Raw genomic sequence first — 16,579 nt, forward strand, 5'->3', positions numbered from 1 at the left:
CCATGTTCAAGCTAGTGACCGGCAAGCCCGGTGATGGCAAAACGTCGAATGAGTTGTGGGAGTTCCTGAACGCCAAGCAATACAAGGGCCGGGAAAAGTTCTGCACGCCGATCAAGGGTTTCGATGCCGCCAAGCATGGCGTGACCCAGATTGCCGATATCAAGGATTGGCGCGATCTGCCCGATGGCGCGGTGATCTTCATTGACGAGGTGCAGGACTACCTTGGCCAGCGGTCCGGCAGGGAAGTCCCCGAATGGATTCGCGAACTCGCCCGCCATCGTCACGGCGGAAAGGACTTCATCGCCACAACTCAAGACCCGATGTTCCTCGATCCGTTCGTTCGCAAGCTGGCCAAGCCGCACGTTCACTATCACCGCCCTTGGAATATGAAGATGGTCCGCCATCAATGGGACTCGGTGCAGAACGATCCGACCAGCAAGGCCGCACGCAAAAGCAGCCAGTCGCGCTTTGTGAAACCCGATCCCCGCGTTTTCCAGCTCTTTACCTCAACGGTGCTCGATACACACAAGGCTGCGCCGCCGTGGAAGCTGATCATCGTCGCGCTCTTGGCCTTAACGCTGCTCTTAGGTGGTACGGCTATGGCTGTTTCACGGCTTCTCGGCATGGGTGAAAAACCCGATGTAGATGAGGGGTCGGCAGATCTTGTTGTTATCGACCAGCAGTCAACCTCGGCTCGCGTCACGCCGTTCGATGGGCTAACGCAGACGCCGGCTGTGGGCGCTGATGCGTCATGGCAGCCTGACAACCTCACGTCCCGAATCGAAGGCATGCCGTGGTCCGCCCCTATCTATGACCACCTCACTCGCCCCAATGACTTCCCCCGCATCGCTGCCTGTGTCCAGTTTGAGAAGCGGGGTTGTAGCTGCTACACGCAGCAGGGCACGCCGTTGGAGACACCTAAAGCGGCCTGTGAAGCGTTCGTGAAACGTGGTGCATTTGATCCATGGAAGCAAGGTCGCCAGCAGCAGCCGGCAGACAGCAAGCCTGAAGCCCCTACGGCTTTACTCAATGAGCCTGTCGCTACGAATCCGATCACCCACATTCCGTATCAGAAAGGCCGCTTCCTGTGGTGAGCAGGGACGTTCTCGCTTTTTGCAGGCGCTGCGAGGCACGAGCGCGCCGCGAAAAGCGGGCGCTGACGTCCCTGTAACACGTCAGATAAACAGAGTTGAAACCGTCCGTTAATGGGCATTGTTGGAGATTCAAGAATGAGCGTTAAGGATCAAGCTAGGCTGGATCGGGTAAGCGGGATTCCCTCGAAACACGGACGCTTGTTCGTCGACCCAGGCACGGCGGCAATCGTGGATCTGTCCAAGGTCCGTTTGCTCCGTTGTGGCGTCGATACGGTCCGCCAGCTCTATCGCGGACTCATCCGCCCGGAAATCATGGCGCTGTTCGAGAAACCGGGCGTGATGGTCGAGTTCGCCGGGGAGTTCTGGCACTCCGGTCGGGTAGGTAGAGACTCGGGCTACCAGTACAAACTTCAGAACGCCGACCTTGGCTTCATCCTGCTGATCAAGAACTTCAATGCCAAGCTGGAAAACATCGGGCCGCACCTGAAAATCGAGGTGTCGCCGCACGCCATCGACGCGCTGTCACCGGAACGTCTGCAAGAGCGGATGGATTACTACGCCGCCGCCGTGATGACCCACCGCGAACGCAACCAGTGCGCCGTCCATCTGGCGCTGGACCTCCAGGGCTGGAAGCCTCCGGTTGATCTGGTAGCTCGTCTGCATTGCCGGGCCAGAACACACCGGGATATCTCGGGCATCAAGGAAATTGAGTGGGCCACCAAGTCCAGCGTCTACGGTCGGGGCGAAACATCCATGTTCGGCTCTGCCAGCGGCGTTCAGCTCTGTATCTACAACAAGACCGAACAGGCCCGCGCGACCGATAAGCTCGACTTCTGGGAAAGCGTCTGGCGTCGTCGGGATTCATTCGACCCTGCCGATCCCGAGAACTACAACCCAGATCAGGATGTGTGGCGTGTCGAGCTGCGCTATCACCATTCGGTCATCCAGCAGTTCGCCAGCGGCTCGATCAGTGCGAAGACCGGTGAGGCCATTGAGACCGATTCGTTCGCCACCTTCTCGGGTCATCTGGACGGCCTCTGGCGCTATGGTCTGGGCCAATTCAAGTTGCTTGCACGCCCTGGGTACTTCGAGCCGATCTGGACGCTGATGCGTGATGACGTGCGGGTCGATGTGCCGGTCGATTCCCTGTTGGATGAAACCGAGTACAAGCGCTACTACAAAACCTCGCGGGGCTTCTCGGGCAAGAACGTGGAACTGTTCCTGGGAAACTTCGTAAGCCTGCTGGCACGGGAGCGAGTGGGCGCTAAGACCGCATTTGATCGACTGAAGCAATGGGAATGCTGGCCGGTTATCCGTGACCATTACGCTTCCAAGGATATGACTGAACGCGACCTGTACAAGCACATTAAGAACCTGCTTCAAGAGCGGCATGTGAGATGGGGGCGCGCCGTCTAATGGCGATTCAGCAACTCTCCGATGGTCGCTGGCGGGTCGATGTTGAGCCGATCAAGGGCAAGCGCTTTCGCAAGACGTTCAAGACCAAGGGCGAAGCCCAGCGGTTCGAGGCGACCTGTCGATCCAAGCTGATCGAAAGTCCGCAATGGTCACCGAAACCGAAGGATCGGCGTCGCCTGTCCCAACTGGTGGAATGCTGGGGGCGTCTGCATGGTGGTTCGCTGGCCGACTACGAAGGTCGCCGCATCATCATGGATCGCATGGTCGAACGCCTGAAAGACCCTGTGGCCATAGCCTTCACTGCTACCGATTTCGCGGAGTACCGCGCCAAGCGCCTCGCCTCCGGCATCAGCCCGAAAACGATGAACAATGAGCTGTCCTACCTGCGGGCGCTGTTCAATGAGCTGCGGCGACTCGGTGAAATCGAGTTCGAGAACCCTCTAGCCCTGCTCCGCGCGATCCGCCTGCAAGAGCGGGAACTGTCGTACCTCAACGCCCAGCAGATCGACCGGCTCTTCCAGGTGCTGCGCACCATGACGCACCCGCATGTCGAGCTGATCGCTATGATTTGTCTGGTAACTGGCTGCCGATGGGGTGAGGCACAAGGGCTGACGGTCAGCCGGGTGAGCGATGGGATGGTCCAGTTCGTCAACACGAAGTCGAAGCGACGCCGGGTGGTGCCCATCGATCCGAAGCTGGCCGACCGCATCCGTGATCATCTGCGAGAGCATGGCGCATTCAGCAATTGCCGGGACCGATTCGATGAAGCCGTCTCGCGTGCGGGTCTCGGATTGCCTGCCGGACAGAAATCACATGTCCTTCGGCACACTTTCGCCTCCCACTTCATCGCGAACGGTGGCAACATACTGACCCTGCAAAAGATTTTGGGTCACTCGTCTTTGGCAATGACGATGCGCTACGCGCACCTGTCGCCAGATCACCTTCAAGACGTGCTAGCTTTCGGCCCTGCTAAGGATTTTCGACACTTCTTCGACACTACCGCTTCGGAGTCTCAACCGGAGAGGAAAAATCCTTTGTAAATCAACATGGAAGGCAATCGCAGCCGGTGCTGCGGCCGGGCTTCAAACCCGGTTGGGGACGGCAGCCGTTCCTGGGTGAGTTCGACTCTCACTGCCTTCCGCCAAATCCCGGTTTGAAAGCCCCGAACTACGCGGCCCCCAGCAAGCAGGGCCAAAAAAGCTCAGCGAGATTGGCGGGAATCACGACCGCTGGAAAAACATAAGCAGAGGCATCATTCGGCCAGGTACCGAGGAAGTCGGCATTCTTGCGAGGTTGTTTCCGGAATACGCACTCTGGCTAGTAACTGGCCTGATAGAGCCAGAGAACGGACATAGAAGCCCGGACTACGATGAGGCGAACAGAAACTTGCCCAATCAAAACGCGGGATAGCGATAACGACAGAAGTGGCTAGGCGCTGGATTGCCCGGAGATAGACGGCATGGATGAACAGTTAAAAAACCTGAAGTTCGATATCGCCGAGGAGATCGAGGAACGGCATGCAAGGCTGGAGCGTAGGCAGGGCAAAGGAGGAATAGGAATCGGGACTGCGGTCATCGTTGCAGCAACGATACTTGTGACTGGCTTATGGGGCGGCAAGTACTTAGACGACGCCATCACCGAATATCGAATCAGATCCGCACTTCAAGAAGTGGCCGACTATTTCAAGGCACAAACCGCAGAACAGCAGCGAGTAGAACAAGCTAGGAAACAACAGATCCAGCGGCGCGAAATTGCGGCAGCAAACGCCAAGAAAGCTGAAATCTGGGATTCCAGAGAGTGCCGCTTCTGGTGGGAACACGCTCCAAAGGACCCGATCACAATCGCCAAAGCAAAACGCATGCAGTCATGCAAAGGCGGGTTCTAGTGTCGAAAATGCGTCGAAAATAATGCAGACCAAAGCCGATTTAAGCTGAACCGAAAAAGCCGACAGACAAGCAATGCGGGACTTTGCCGAATAAAGCAGGCGAAAAAAAACGAGTTCGGCTCTCACTGCCTTCCGCCAATTTTGGTCCTGATAGCTTCGGCTTGTGCCGGCCTTATCTACTCAATCGAATAAATTTTCAGTTGAGTAGTTCAAAAATCCACCTTGAGAAATAAGTGTTTATTTAAAATAAACCAGTCTTATTCAATTGGTTCGCACCGCCATGCGGAACAGCGGCGTCGACGGAATAATTTATTTTTCTACTTCCGAGAACGATTATTTTGCGGGCTCCCGCCCAGCCGTGCGCAGCCAATATCCATAAGTTTTACAAACTCACGAGCATCATTGAAGTAATTGCGAAACGCTGTTCTTACCTCCTCGCTAGAGTCGGCACGCACTAGCACTATATCGCTCTCTGGCATTCTTTTCTCTAGCTCAAAAAGCTCTCGCAGGGCATCCGTTGCATCCCTAAAGCTCTTCACTGTGAGATTTCCATCTGGGCTAAAAATTAAAATACTATTCTTTTTATCGGATATATCGCTCTTTGCTTGATGAAGTCCACGAAGGGTCTGCATAAGAGCTAGCTCGCTGTCTAGCTTTAAGAATTCCTCCAACACTTCCCGATCCGCCAGCGCAGGAAACGGCCCCTTTAAGGCTTCATGAGCTCGTGCAAGAATTTCACTCGCGTAAGCCATCGCTTGATGGTAGCGCTCATCACCTTTTTCAAACTTTGGCTGGCTTTCTGTAACAAATCCGACAACCTCAACAGCAGTTGCCCATGCGTGCTGGACTGGAGTTCGATACTGAATTTCGATGTAGAGACCTTTTAAGCCCCTTCCTAATGCTGAGTTCACGTCATATTCGTAGACGTCATGAATACCCCGATACCCTGTATTCTTTGGATGAGCAATATAGTCATACTTACCTGGATCGTTACGCATTCTGTGGTTAAAACGAGCCTTATGGAAATCAGCTCTGAAACGATTTAGCTCCTTAATGTTTTTAAAAATAAGTCTGCATCCAGCCACATCATCCATACGCGCCAAGTACATGCTCGGTAGCCGCTGCAATTTGTCGAAAATAGTATTCTTGCGTTTGTGCCGCTGAGCAACAATGACACTTTTTCCGCGCAACCTACCACGCAGTATCGCTTGAAACGTATTCAGGACAGCACGATGCGCCGCACGCCAATCCTCGATAACCTCCAAGTCTTCGGAAGTCATTATGCCGTTCCGCACTGCATCACCAGCGCGATTAACACGAGACTTAGAACCGCCAGGATAAGCTACTTCAGTCACAGCTAAGTCTCCAATGACATCTGAAAAATAATGCTTTCGAGTCGAAATATAAATGCACACCATATCTAAATTTCGCTCACACCCATAAATCAACTCCGAGAATATCCTGCACTCTGGAGCTAACACAATGGAATAACAGTCACACCAACATGCACGCGATACCGGACCCAGCTTCGATCTCTTCCAGCAACCTTTTGTCTCGATGTGAGTCGAGCATGCATTACTTAGGCCGCTGTTTCGCCGGTCCTCACAAGCTGCGTAGGCGCCCCCTACCCGCCAAAGAGCCTACCTTAACCACACAGTCCACGTTCTCTATCAAAATCGCATAAAAGGAAAAAATCGCACGCGGTCCTATAGTCCATGACTGTTGGTCTAGGATTCTCTGAAACGAAACGAAACGAAGGAGATCGGGCATGTTGGCGACTTTGCTACCCGCATTGCGTGGACTATCACTGCCGTTGCGCCTTCGGCTGTGGGACGGCAAGGCGGTTGATCTGGGGCCGGCGCCCACGGTGACGCTGGCCATCAATGATCCCGGGATCGTGGCCGATCTCGCGCACCCCAGCCTCGACTTGTTGGGGGCGGCCTACGTTGAAGGGCGGGTCGATCTGGAGGGGCCGCTGGCCGAGGTGATCCGTATCGGCGATGAGTTGAGTCGCGCGCTGGGCAAGGATGATGCGGCACCGCCAACACGCACGCCGCACGACAAGGCTACCGATACTGAGGCCATTTCCTACCACTACGACCTGTCCAACGAGTTCTATCAGCTGTGGCTGGATCGGGACATGGTGTATTCCTGCGGCTATTTCGAGACCGGAACCGAAGATCTCGGCCAGGCCCAGCAGGCCAAGCTGCGTCATCTGTGTCGCAAGTTGCGGCTCAAACCCGGTGATCGGCTGCTGGATGTCGGCTGCGGCTGGGGCGGGCTGGCGCGCTTTGCGGCGCGTGAGTTCGGTGCCGAGGTGTTCGGCATCACGCTCAGCCGCGAGCAGTTGAAGCTGGGGCGTAAACGTGTCGCTGCCGAAGGTCTGGAGGATCGCGTGCAGCTGGAGCTGATGGATTACCGCGACCTGCCCGGAAACGGCCATTTCGACAAGGTGGTCAGCGTCGGCATGTTCGAGCATGTCGGCCATGCCAACCTGCCGCTGTATTGCCAGCAACTGGCGGAAGTGGTCCGCCCCGGCGGGCTGGTGCTGAACCACGGCATCACCGCCCGGCACATCGACGGGCGACCCGTGGGCTACGGCGCGGGGGCGTTTATCGGGCGGTATGTCTTCCCGCACGGCGAGCTGCCGCATCTGATGAAGATCGGCGCCTGCATCAGTGAGTCGGGGCTGGAGATCGTCGATGTGGAAAGCCTGCGCCTGCATTACGCGCGCACGCTGGATTTCTGGAGTCAGCGCCTGGAAGCGAAACTGGCCGAAGCGCAGCGGCTGGTTCCCGAGCGCGCGCTGCGTATCTGGCGGGTCTATCTGGCCGGCTGCGCCTATGGTTTTCGGCGCAACTGGATCAACCTGCACCAGATTCTGGCGAGCAAGCCGTTACCGGATGGTTCCCATGAGGTGCCCTGGTCGCGCGCCGATCTGTACCGGTAACGCCGGCCACCGCGCCAGGGCGGTGGCCGTCAGGCTCAGCGCAACAGCAGCAGTGGCGTGGTAGTCGAGCGGAGCATGTTGCTGGTGGTGCTGCCGACGAAGAACTGCCGAATCCGCGAGTGCCCGTAAGCGCCCATTACCAGCAGGTCGATGGCGTGCTCGGTCTGATAGGCATGCAGGACAGGTTCAACCTCGCCTGCGAGGACCGCGACATGCACCTCGAAGCCGGCAGCCGCCAGCGCATCTCGCGCGGACTCCAGCGCTGTCTTGTCCTCTCCGGTATCGCTACCGACCATGACCAGATGTATCGGCATGCCCTTGAGCAACGGGCTTGCGGCCAGCATCTCGACACCCTTGCGCGTGGTGGCGCTGGCGTCGAAGGCGAGCATGGCGGTTGTCGGCGCGCGGAAATTGGCCGGCGTCACCAGGATGGGACGGTGCATGGTGCGGATCACGCTTTCCAGCTGGCTGCCGATCATCTGGATGTCGTTGCCGCTGTCTTCGCCCTGCTTGCCGATGACCAGCAAGCGGGTATCGCCTTCCAGTTCGCGCAGGGTTTCCACCAGGTCGCCGTGCCGCTGGCGCAACGCGGGCTGCGCAACGCCGGCCTCGATGGCGCGCTGGCGGGCCGAATCGAGCATCATGCGGCCCTCCTCGAGGGCCAGCTTGCTACGTTTTTCGTCCAGCGAGGCCAGCTCTTCAAGCAGAAACTCGCGGCTGCCCAGCCCGATGATGCCGCTGAGATCACCCGATAGCGGGTAGCGCTGCCGGTCGAGCACATGCAGCAGCGTCAGCGGCGCACGCAGGCGCTGGCTGGCCCAGGCCGCGCAATCGCAGACGGCGGCTGCCTGTGGGGATCCGTCGATGCATGCCATTACCTGAGTCATATCGCTCTCCTGCTCAGTGGCTCATGAGTTTATCGATGGCTTCGGGTTTGTCATGCACCCCGAAGCGGTCGACGATGGTTGCGCTGGCTTCGTTCAGCCCCAGCACCTGAACTTCGGTGCCTTCGCGGCGGAACTTGAGCACCACCTTGTCCAGCGCCGAGACAGCGGTGATATCCCAGAAATGCGCCTGGGTCAGGTCGATGGTAACGCTGCTGAGGGCTTCCTTGAAATCGAACGCCGCGGCGAACTTGTCCGAGGAGCTGAAGAACACCTGGCCGACCACCCGGTAGGTACGCTGCTCGCCGCCGGCATCCACTGCCGACTCGATATGCAGGTAATGCCCGATTTTGTTGGCGAAGAACATCGCCGCCAGCAGCACCCCGGCGAGCACGCCGTAAGCCAGGTTGTGGGTGAAGACCACCACCACCACGGTGACGACCATGACAATGTTGGTGGAAAGCGGGTAGCGCTTGAGGTTGCGGATCGAATCCCAGCTGAAGGTGCCGATGGACACCATGATCATCACCGCCACCAGCGCGGCCATGGGGATCTGCCCGACCCAGTCGCTGAGGAATACCACCATTAACAGCAGCACCACGCCGGCGATCAGCGTCGACAGGCGCGTGCGGCCACCGGATTTCACGTTGATCACCGACTGGCCGATCATCGCGCAACCGGCCATGCCGCCAAACAGGCCGGAGACGATGTTGGAAACGCCCTGCCCTTTGCATTCGCGGTTCTTGTCGCTACCGGTATCGGTGAGGTCGTCGACGATGGTCGCGGTCATCAGCGATTCCAGCAGGCCGACCACGGCCAGCGCGACAGAGTACGGAAAGATGATCGCCAGGGTCTCGAAGGTCAGCGGTACTTCCGGCCAGAGGAAGACTGGCAGGGTGTCGGGCAGATCGCCCATGTCGGCAACCGTGCGGATATCCAGGCCGAGGTACATGGCCACTGCGGTGAGGGTAAGAATGCAGACCAGCGGCGAGGGGATCACCCGCCCGATCTTCGGCACGTAGGGGAATAGATAAATGATGCCCAGACCCGCTGCCGTCATCGCGTAGACATGCCAGGTGACGTTGGTCAGCTCCGGCAGCTGCGCCATGAAGATCAGGATCGCCAGTGCGTTGACAAAGCCGGTGACCACCGAGCGCGAGACAAAGCGCATCAGCGAGCCCAAGCGCAGATAACCCGCGCCGATCTGCAGCACACCGCACAGCAGCGTCGCCGCCAGCAGGTATTGCAGGCCGTGCTCGCGTACCAGCGTCACCATCAGCAGCGCCATCGCGCCGGTCGCGGCAGAGATCATCCCGGGACGACCGCCGGTAAAGGCGATTACCACGGCGATACAGAAGGAGGCATAGAGGCCGACCCGCGGATCGACACCGGCAATGATGGAAAAGGCGATGGCCTCGGGAATCAACGCCAACGCGACAACGAGGCCAGACAGCACATCACCACGGACGTTGGAGAACCAGTTCTGTTTGATCGAATGGAGCATCAGGGTATCCAGTACAAAAGCACAGCCTGCGCTGAAGCGAAACGCGGGCTGTCACAAGGTCAGTTTTACAAATTTGAGTCGCTACGATTGGCGCGGGCAAACGACGCGCAGCAGCATACGTACACGCCCATGACAGGCGGTCACATCAGGCGAGGGGGCGTTGCGCTATGGCGGACCAGGCAGCCAGATCATGAACATTCGTCTCGATTGCAGACTTCTACGGTTCGAAGAGGTCGCAGGGGGCGGCAAGGATACCCAAATCATCCCGCCACCGCGACCCGTAACCGCGCGGGTGCCGGCAGCCACGCCGGGAAAACCCTGATGCCGGTGCTTTGGCTTATCATGCCGGCTTCCTACAACGAAGCCTGCCATGCCTGCCCTATCCAGCCGTGTTCGCGTCGCCCTGATCGTGCTGCTGATCCTCGGCGGTCTGCTGCTGAGCATGTACTGGGCGGGACGACTGGCCGAGCAGCGCACCTGGGCCGAACGCAGCCAGGAAGCCGGTGGGCAGCTGGAGCTTTACGCTCAGGCGATCCACACCCAGGTCGAACGTTTCCGCTCAGTGCCGGCCCTGCTGGCGCTGGACAGCGATATCCGCGAACTGCTGGAAAATCCCGACGACCCGCAGCTGCGCGACCATCTCAATCATCGACTGGAGCAGCAGAACCAGGCTGCCGGCTCCTCGGTGCTGTACCTCATCGACCGCCAGGGTGACACCCTGGCTGCCAGCAACTGGCGCGAATGGAGCAGCTTCGTCGGCAGCAACTACGGCTTTCGGCCCTATTTCCGCGACGCCATGAGCCAGGACTCGGGCCGCTATTTCGCGGTGGGCGTGACCACCGGCATACCCGGCTACTTTCTCTCCAGTTCGGTGAAAAACGCCACCGGCGAAGTGCTTGGCGTGCTGGTGGTCAAGCTGGAGCTGGAAGACATGCAGCGCGAATGGGCCGGCCAGTCCGGCATTCTGCTGATCACCGACTCGCTGGATATCGTGATTCTCAGCAACCGGCCCGCCTGGCGCTTCCGCTATCTGCAGCCGCTCAGTGACGAGGTACGGAACCGCCTGATCGATGCCCGCCGCTATGCCGAGCAGACCCTGCAACCGCTGTACAGCAAGCCCCTGCAACGTATCGCCGAGAACAGCGAGCGCCGGCAGGTCGATGGCCCGGACGGCCTCAACACCTATTTCTGGCAACGCCTGCCGCTGCCCGAAGAGGACTGGACGCTGCACCTGTTGCAGGAGCCGCAACAGGTTGCCGCCAGCATCCGCAGCTATCGGCTGGCGGCGGCTGGCGTGTGGATGACGCTGGCCTTCCTGTTGCTCTACCTGGCCCAGCGGCGCAAAACGCGCCGGGTCGAGCAGCGCAGCCGCAACGAGCTGGAGCGCCTGGTGGAAGCCCGCACCCGCGAGCTGCAAACCGCCCAGGACGGCCTGGTCCACGCCGCACGCATGGCCGCCCTGGGGCAGATGTCTGCCGCGCTGGCCCACGAAATCAACCAGCCTCTGACCGCCCTGCGCATGCAGCTGGCCAGCCAGCGCCTGCTGCTCGACAGTGGTCGCAGCGAGGCGGTGCGCGAAGGCCTTGGCCAGGTTGAAGGGCTGATCGAGCGCATGGCGGCGCTGACCAGCCACCTGAAGACCTTTGCCCGCAAGAACCCCGCCGGGCTGCCCCAGCGCGTGCGCCTGGACGATGTGGTGGAACAGGCCCTGCAACTGCTCGCCCCGCGTATCCGCAGTGAACACGTCGATATCCTGCGGCAAGTGCCCGTCGACGCCTGGGTCAGTGCCGATGCGATCCGCCTGGAACAGGTGCTGATCAACCTGTTCAACAACGCACTGGATGCCATGCAGGACAGCGCCATCCGGCAGTTGCACATCGACTGCCGTCGCGATGCCGGCGTCTGGCGGCTGAGCGTGGCCGACAGTGGAGGCGGCATTTCCGCTGAGCATCTGGATCAGGTGTTCGAGCCTTTCTTCACCACCAAGCCGGTTGGTCAGGGCCTCGGCCTGGGACTGGCGGTGTCCTATGGCATCCTGCGCGATCTCGGCGGTAGCCTCGCAGTGCGCAACAATGCACAGGGCGCGGTATTCGAGCTGCAGCTGCCCGCCGCCGAAGACCTCGCTGCCGAGTAACAGCCCAGCGGTAAAGGAGTGCAACATGAGCGGCCAGGTAATCTTCATCGACGACGAAGCGGCAATCCGCAAAGCGGTGCAGCAATGGCTGGAGCTGTCCGGGTTCGGCGTGCGCACCTGCGCCAGTGCGCGCGAAGCGCTGGGCCTGATCGACCGGGACTTTGCCGGCGTGCTGGTCAGCGACGTGCGCATGCCGGACCTGGACGGCCTCGCCCTGCTCGAACAGGTGGTGGCGCTTGATCCCGAGCTGCCGGTGATCATGGTCACCGGTCATGGTGACGTGCCGATGGCGGTGCAGGCGCTGCACCAGGGCGCCTACGACTTCATCGAAAAGCCCTTTACGCCAGAACGCCTGCTGGACAGCGTGCGCCGCGCCCAGGACAAGCGCCGACTGGTCTGCGAAAACCGCCAGCTGCGCGAGCAGTTCACCCGCAAGGGCCGTATCGAATCGATGCTGCTGGGCGTTTCCCGCGCCGTGGACAACCTGCGCCGCCAGGTGCTGGAGCTGGCCGGCACCGACGTCAATGTGCTGATCCGGGGCGATACCGGCAGCGGCAAGGAACAGGTCGCGCGCTGCCTGCACGATTTCAGCCCGCGGGCGGGCAAGCCCTTCGTGGCGCTCAACTGTGCGGCGATCCCCGAATCCATCTTCGAGAGCGAGCTGTTCGGCCATGAAAGCGGCGCCTTCACCGGCGCCCAGGGCAAGCGCATCGGGCGCATCGAACATGCCCACGGAGGCACGCTGTTTCTCGACGAGATCGAAAGCATGCCACTGGCCCAGCAGGTCAAGCTGTTGCGTGTGCTGCAGGAAAAGACCCTGGAGCGGCTGGGTTCAAACCGCAGCATCGAGGTCGATCTGCGGGTGATCAGCGCAGCCAAGCCGGACCTGCTCGAAGAAGTGCGCGGCGGGCGTTTCCGCGAGGACCTGCTGTACCGGCTTAACGTTGCCGAGCTGCATATCCCGCCGCTGCGCGAACGCCGTGAGGACATTCCGCTGCTGTTCGAGCACTTCGCCAGCCAGGCCGCCCTGCGCCATGGCCGCGAACCGCTGCCGGTCGGTCCCGGCGAGCTGGCGCACCTGCTCAGCCACGACTGGCCCGGTAACGTCCGCGAGCTGATCAACGCCGCCGAACGCCACGCGCTGGGCCTTACAACCCCGCCCGCCAGCACCCCGCCGAGCGTCAGCGGCACCTCGCTGGCCGAACAGATGGAAGCCTTCGAGGCGCAGTGCCTGCACAACGCCTTGCAGCAGTGCAAAGGCAATATCAGCGAAGTCATGAACCTGCTGCAGCTGCCGCGCCGCACCCTCAACGAAAAAATGCAGCGCCACGGCCTGAGCCGCAGCGACTACCTGCCCGAGGGTGGTGCGCACGAGCACCCCGGCCACTGACGGCGCGAGCTACAAGTCGCCCGCGCCACAACTGATAGCTCGCCGACGCTTGGCGACTCCTGCCTGCCGGTACCCCTGCCCGGCTCAAGCGGTCGCAACTCTTTGCCTGGATGGGGACTCAAAGCGACTTCAGCGATTGGACAGAACCACAAAGGCAGGAGCGACTCATGCGCGATCCCTCTCGAATCGGCCTCGGCGTCGCTGCGGCGCTCCTGATCTTCAGCACGGCAGGAGTGGCGGCACCCATGCAGCAGATACTGATCGGCAGTTACACCCATGACAGCGACAGCCCAGGCATCCTGCGGCTGCATTTCGATCCCGAACAAGGCCGGTTGGACCCGCAGCCCCTGCAAGGCATCAGCAGCCATAACCCCTCCTGGCTGGTGCTGGACGAAGAGCGCCGCCGGCTCTATGCGACCAATGAAAACGGCCCCGGCCGTGCCGATCCGGTTGGACGCATCAGCGCCTTCAGTCTTGCGGATGACGGTGTGCTGCAGCCGCTGGGCCAGGTCAGTACGCTCGGCGACGAGCCCACCCATGCCAGCCTGAGTGTCGATGGCCGCTACCTGTTCGTGGCTAATTATGGCTCGCGGGAAAATCCCGGCGGCAATCTGACGGTGGTGCCGCTCGATGCCCAGGGCCATCCGCAGCCGGTGACGCAAATCGCTGCGCATCGACCCAGCAACGTCCATCCCGAACGGCAGAAATCCGCGCATGTGCATTCGGCAGTGCCCTCGCCGGATGGGCGGACGCTGTTCGTCAGCGATCTGGGGGCCGACCGGATCTTTGTCTACCGCTACGATGCGAGCAATTCCGAGCGCCCTCTGTCGCCGGCCAAGCCGGCCAGCATCGAACTTCCGCCCGGTAGCGGGCCGCGGCATCTGGTGTTCAGTCCTGATGGCAGCCAGGCCTACGCCACGCTGGAGCTGAGCGTCCAGATTGCGCGCTTCGATCATGTGGACGGCAGTCTGGTGCAACGGCAGTTGCTGGATCTGGCCGAAGGCGGTGATACCGGGCAGCATTCGCCGGGTGCCATTCACGTTTCGCCCGATGGCCGCTTCCTCTATGTCAGCGACCGCGCCGAAGCAAACCGCATCATGGTCTACGCCATCGAAGAACACGGCAGCCTGCGCGAGATCCAGCAGCGCCCCAGTGAAGGCCGTGAACCACGCGAGTTCGCCATCGACCCCAGCGGTCGTTTCATGCTCATCGCCAATCAGAAAAGTGATGCCCTGGTGCTGCTGCAACGCGACCCGGACAGCGGCCTGCTGGGCGAAACCCTGCAAACGCTGCCCATGGGCCAGCCCTCGGATGTGAAGTTTCTCCCGGCCTCGGAACACTAACAGGCCCGTTGAAAAACTACCTACGTTGGCAATACTGCGTTAAAAACAGGCTCGGAATGCTCATTTAGAACACCTAAACTCGTACGCGAGCCCGGTCCGTTCCTCGCCTGTTTTTGCCTTGTCTTGCCTGCCTCGCCTACGTTTCTCAACGGCCTGCTAACGCTCGGGATTGTGTTTGCCGCGCTGCCGGTCCCGCTGCGCATCGCCTTCACTGACCTCATCGGCCATGCCCGGCGGCACGTTATAGGCGCCGCCGGGCACATCCTGCCGGGCACCCCCGGCGGCTTCACCCTGAGTCGGGCCGCGCGGCTGCCCGCTACGGCCAGTCGCACGCTCATCGAGGGATTTGCGGTCTTCTTCACCACATTCGTCTTGCTGCTTCATGCGGCCTCCCATTCGGTTGCGGGCACCCGGTGGCCCTTCAGGTAGGAAGGTGAAGTTGCCAAGAAGTTGCAGCGAATCCGGCACATTGCCGGCCATTCGGCAGGCAGGCTGAACTTATCCGAAGGCCGGGCGGCCAAAAATTACACAGAGGCTTCCCTCGCATTTCTGCCGTGTGACTTATGCAACTGACTCATAGCCTGCCCGCCACTGCTTTGCCCCTTTCGGCCATGACGCCGAGCAAAGACCTCTATTTCGCCCTGTTCGACGAAACCACCCGGGTGGCCGCGCGCCAGGACGCGGCGCAGTATCTGCGCGACCAGCTGGAAGCCGCTGCAGAGATGCCCTGCGACCTGCCCGCTGATCCCTCCCGGCTCGGTGCATGGCTGGCAGGGCATACCGAAAAGGTCGGCCTGCAATACCAAACCTATCTGGACAGCCGGCGCGCCGGCGCGCCCCGCCGCTATTTCTCCAGCAAGGCCCATGCGCTGCATTTTCTGCAAGGCGTGGCGCCCACCAAGCTGGTCGACGGCGCGTGGCTCTACGGCCTGCTGCAACGCTGGGATGAGCCGCGCTTTCAGGGGCTGATCCAGACTTATCTGGAGGAGCTGGGCGAAGGTCTGCCGGAGAAGAATCATGTGGTGCTCTATCGCAGGCTGCTTGCCAGCCAGGGCTGCGACGACTGGCAGAGTCTGGATGACGAGAACTTCGTGCAGGGTGCCATCCAGCTGGCCCTGGCCGAGCAGGCCGAGCATTTCCTGCCGGAGGTGATCGGCTTCAATCTCGGTTATGAACAGCTGCCGCTGCACCTGCTGATCACCTCCTACGAGCTGACCGAGCTGGGCATCGACCCTTATTACTTCACCCTGCACGTCACCGTCGACAATGCCGACAACGGCCACGCCCGCAAGGCGGTGCAGAGCCTGCAGGCCGCCTGGCCGCAGGTGGGCGACAGTGCCGAGTTCTATCGCCGCGTGCGTGCCGGTTATCGTCTGAACGAGCTGGGCGCCAGCACCCTGTCGGTGATCGACGGCTTCGACCCGGATCGCGAAGTGCGCCGTGTGTTCGAGAAGAAGGCCGCCGTGGGGCAGTTCGTGCACTCCGATTACTGCCGTTTCGAGGGACATACGGTCAATCAGTGGCTGGCCGAAGACGTTGAGCGCTTTCTGGACGTACTGCAGCAGCGTGGCTGGATCGCACGCAACCAGGACCCTCAGGGCAGCCGTTTCTGGCAATTGATCAGCGGCGAACAGGCCCCGATGTTCGGTGTGTTCAGCGCGCATGAACAACAGCTGATTCACGACTGGATTGCCGGCGACTGGCTTGCCGAGCAGCAAACGACACGTGGCAAGCCGAACCTGCGGCTGGCACAGCGTCAGGGCCGGCAGGCAGCGACAACGCCACGCCCTCAACCAGACAGCGACTTCGATCAGGAGGCGCGCCTGCTGGAGCAGCAACTGGCGCAGTTACCCCATCGCGAGGCACGCATGCGGCACCTGCTGCCACTGCTTTCGCCGACGCGCCACCACAGCAACGCCGGCCTGCTCGCCACACGCCTATTCAGCGGGCTATTCAACTGAAGGCGACACTTGCCAGGG

Annotated in this window: 13 protein-coding genes and 1 tRNA gene; 10 read left to right on the forward strand and 4 right to left on the reverse strand. The window is 60.6% G+C overall.

The features are described from left to right. Positions 1-2: 2 nt before the first annotated feature. From NAV32_RS05935 to NAV32_RS05960, 5 genes are all read left to right on the forward strand, one after another. Positions 3-1,094: a zonular occludens toxin domain-containing protein gene (locus NAV32_RS05935; RefSeq protein ID WP_256051876.1), complete on the forward strand. Its 1,092-nt coding sequence runs from the start codon at positions 3-5 to the stop codon at positions 1,092-1,094. Positions 1,095-1,229: 135 nt separating this feature from the next. Then, positions 1,230-2,510, forward strand: coding sequence for a hypothetical protein (locus tag NAV32_RS05940; protein ID WP_256051877.1), 1,281 nt, complete (start codon positions 1,230-1,232; stop codon positions 2,508-2,510). After that, positions 2,510-3,550: a phage integrase gene (locus NAV32_RS05945; protein ID WP_256051878.1), complete on the forward strand. Its 1,041-nt coding sequence runs from the start codon at positions 2,510-2,512 to the stop codon at positions 3,548-3,550. Before NAV32_RS05940 ends, NAV32_RS05945 begins: the two co-directional genes overlap by 1 nt. Positions 3,551-3,558: 8 nt before the next feature. Next, positions 3,559-3,654: transfer RNA gene (locus NAV32_RS05950), tRNA-Sec, on the forward strand. 315 nt (positions 3,655-3,969) lie between these two features. Further along, positions 3,970-4,395, forward strand: a complete 426-nt coding sequence (locus tag NAV32_RS05960) for a hypothetical protein (protein ID WP_256051879.1) — start codon at positions 3,970-3,972, stop codon at positions 4,393-4,395. Between the two features lie 317 nt (positions 4,396-4,712). Here NAV32_RS05960 and NAV32_RS05965 read toward each other — a convergent pair whose 3' ends face one another. After that, positions 4,713-5,675 carry a RelA/SpoT domain-containing protein gene (locus tag NAV32_RS05965; protein ID WP_256051880.1) on the reverse strand — a complete coding sequence of 321 codons (963 nt, stop codon included), beginning with the start codon at positions 5,673-5,675 and terminating at the stop codon, positions 4,713-4,715. Between the two features lie 488 nt (positions 5,676-6,163). On the opposite strand from NAV32_RS05965, the gene cfaB reads away from it, so the two are divergent. Then, positions 6,164-7,345, forward strand: coding sequence for a C17 cyclopropane fatty acid synthase CfaB (gene cfaB / locus NAV32_RS05970; RefSeq protein ID WP_256051881.1), 1,182 nt, complete (start codon positions 6,164-6,166; stop codon positions 7,343-7,345). 35 nt (positions 7,346-7,380) lie between these two features. On the opposite strand, the gene NAV32_RS05975 is transcribed toward cfaB, so the two are convergent. Further along, a complete protein-coding gene (locus NAV32_RS05975; RefSeq protein ID WP_256051882.1) occupies positions 7,381-8,232 on the reverse strand; it encodes a universal stress protein in 852 nt (283 codons plus the stop codon). Positions 8,233-8,245: 13 nt separating this feature from the next. Further along, entirely contained in the window at positions 8,246-9,733 is a 1,488-nt protein-coding gene (locus NAV32_RS05980; RefSeq protein ID WP_256051883.1) for a SulP family inorganic anion transporter, read from the reverse strand. A 370-nt stretch (positions 9,734-10,103) separates the two neighbouring features. Between NAV32_RS05980 and NAV32_RS05985 the strand changes: the two genes are divergently transcribed. The 3 genes from NAV32_RS05985 (at position 10,104) to NAV32_RS05995 (ending at position 14,600) form a co-directional block, all read left to right on the forward strand. After that, the gene (locus NAV32_RS05985) at positions 10,104-11,867 is read left to right on the forward strand and encodes a sensor histidine kinase (RefSeq protein WP_256051884.1); all 1,764 of its coding nucleotides are present in this window, start codon (positions 10,104-10,106) and stop codon (positions 11,865-11,867) included. A 25-nt stretch (positions 11,868-11,892) separates the two neighbouring features. Further along, positions 11,893-13,257 carry a sigma-54-dependent transcriptional regulator gene (locus NAV32_RS05990; RefSeq protein WP_256051885.1) on the forward strand — a complete coding sequence of 455 codons (1,365 nt, stop codon included), beginning with the start codon at positions 11,893-11,895 and terminating at the stop codon, positions 13,255-13,257. Between the two features lie 245 nt (positions 13,258-13,502). Next, a complete protein-coding gene (locus tag NAV32_RS05995; protein WP_423836419.1) occupies positions 13,503-14,600 on the forward strand; it encodes a lactonase family protein in 1,098 nt (365 codons plus the stop codon). A 156-nt stretch (positions 14,601-14,756) separates the two neighbouring features. On the opposite strand, the gene NAV32_RS06000 is transcribed toward NAV32_RS05995, so the two are convergent. Continuing rightward, complete coding sequence (locus NAV32_RS06000) at positions 14,757-14,984, reverse strand: hypothetical protein (protein ID WP_256051887.1); 228 nt, start codon at positions 14,982-14,984, stop codon at positions 14,757-14,759. A gap of 179 nt (positions 14,985-15,163) precedes the next feature. Here NAV32_RS06000 and NAV32_RS06005 point away from each other — a divergent pair, with 179 nt between their 5' ends. Further along, on the forward strand, positions 15,164-16,561 hold the full coding sequence (locus NAV32_RS06005; protein WP_256051888.1) for an iron-containing redox enzyme family protein: 1,398 nt from the start codon (positions 15,164-15,166) through the stop codon (positions 16,559-16,561). Positions 16,562-16,579: the final 18 nt, after the last annotated feature.

Origin of the sequence: Stutzerimonas stutzeri (genome assembly GCF_024448695.1) — a bacterium.
GTDB classification, from domain to species: Bacteria; Pseudomonadota; Gammaproteobacteria; order Pseudomonadales; family Pseudomonadaceae; genus Stutzerimonas; species Stutzerimonas stutzeri_T.

Excerpts from the sequence above, each read along its gene's own strand:
- NAV32_RS05935 (WP_256051876.1), top strand. The coding sequence starts at position 3 with ATGTTCAAGCTAGTGACCGGCAAGCCCGGTGATGGCAAAACGTCGAAT.
- NAV32_RS05940 (WP_256051877.1), top strand. The coding sequence starts at position 1,230 with ATGAGCGTTAAGGATCAAGCTAGGCTGGATCGGGTAAGCGGGATTCCC.
- NAV32_RS05945 (WP_256051878.1), top strand. The coding sequence starts at position 2,510 with ATGGCGATTCAGCAACTCTCCGATGGTCGCTGGCGGGTCGATGTTGAG.
- NAV32_RS05960 (WP_256051879.1), top strand. The coding sequence starts at position 3,970 with ATGGATGAACAGTTAAAAAACCTGAAGTTCGATATCGCCGAGGAGATC.
- NAV32_RS05965 (WP_256051880.1), bottom strand. The coding sequence starts at position 5,675 with ATGACTTCCGAAGACTTGGAGGTTATCGAGGATTGGCGTGCGGCGCAT.
- cfaB (WP_256051881.1), top strand. The coding sequence starts at position 6,164 with ATGTTGGCGACTTTGCTACCCGCATTGCGTGGACTATCACTGCCGTTG.
- NAV32_RS05975 (WP_256051882.1), bottom strand. The coding sequence starts at position 8,232 with ATGACTCAGGTAATGGCATGCATCGACGGATCCCCACAGGCAGCCGCC.
- NAV32_RS05980 (WP_256051883.1), bottom strand. The coding sequence starts at position 9,733 with ATGCTCCATTCGATCAAACAGAACTGGTTCTCCAACGTCCGTGGTGAT.
- NAV32_RS05985 (WP_256051884.1), top strand. The coding sequence starts at position 10,104 with ATGCCTGCCCTATCCAGCCGTGTTCGCGTCGCCCTGATCGTGCTGCTG.
- NAV32_RS05990 (WP_256051885.1), top strand. The coding sequence starts at position 11,893 with ATGAGCGGCCAGGTAATCTTCATCGACGACGAAGCGGCAATCCGCAAA.
- NAV32_RS05995 (WP_423836419.1), top strand. The coding sequence starts at position 13,503 with ATGCAGCAGATACTGATCGGCAGTTACACCCATGACAGCGACAGCCCA.
- NAV32_RS06000 (WP_256051887.1), bottom strand. The coding sequence starts at position 14,984 with ATGAAGCAGCAAGACGAATGTGGTGAAGAAGACCGCAAATCCCTCGAT.
- NAV32_RS06005 (WP_256051888.1), top strand. The coding sequence starts at position 15,164 with ATGCAACTGACTCATAGCCTGCCCGCCACTGCTTTGCCCCTTTCGGCC.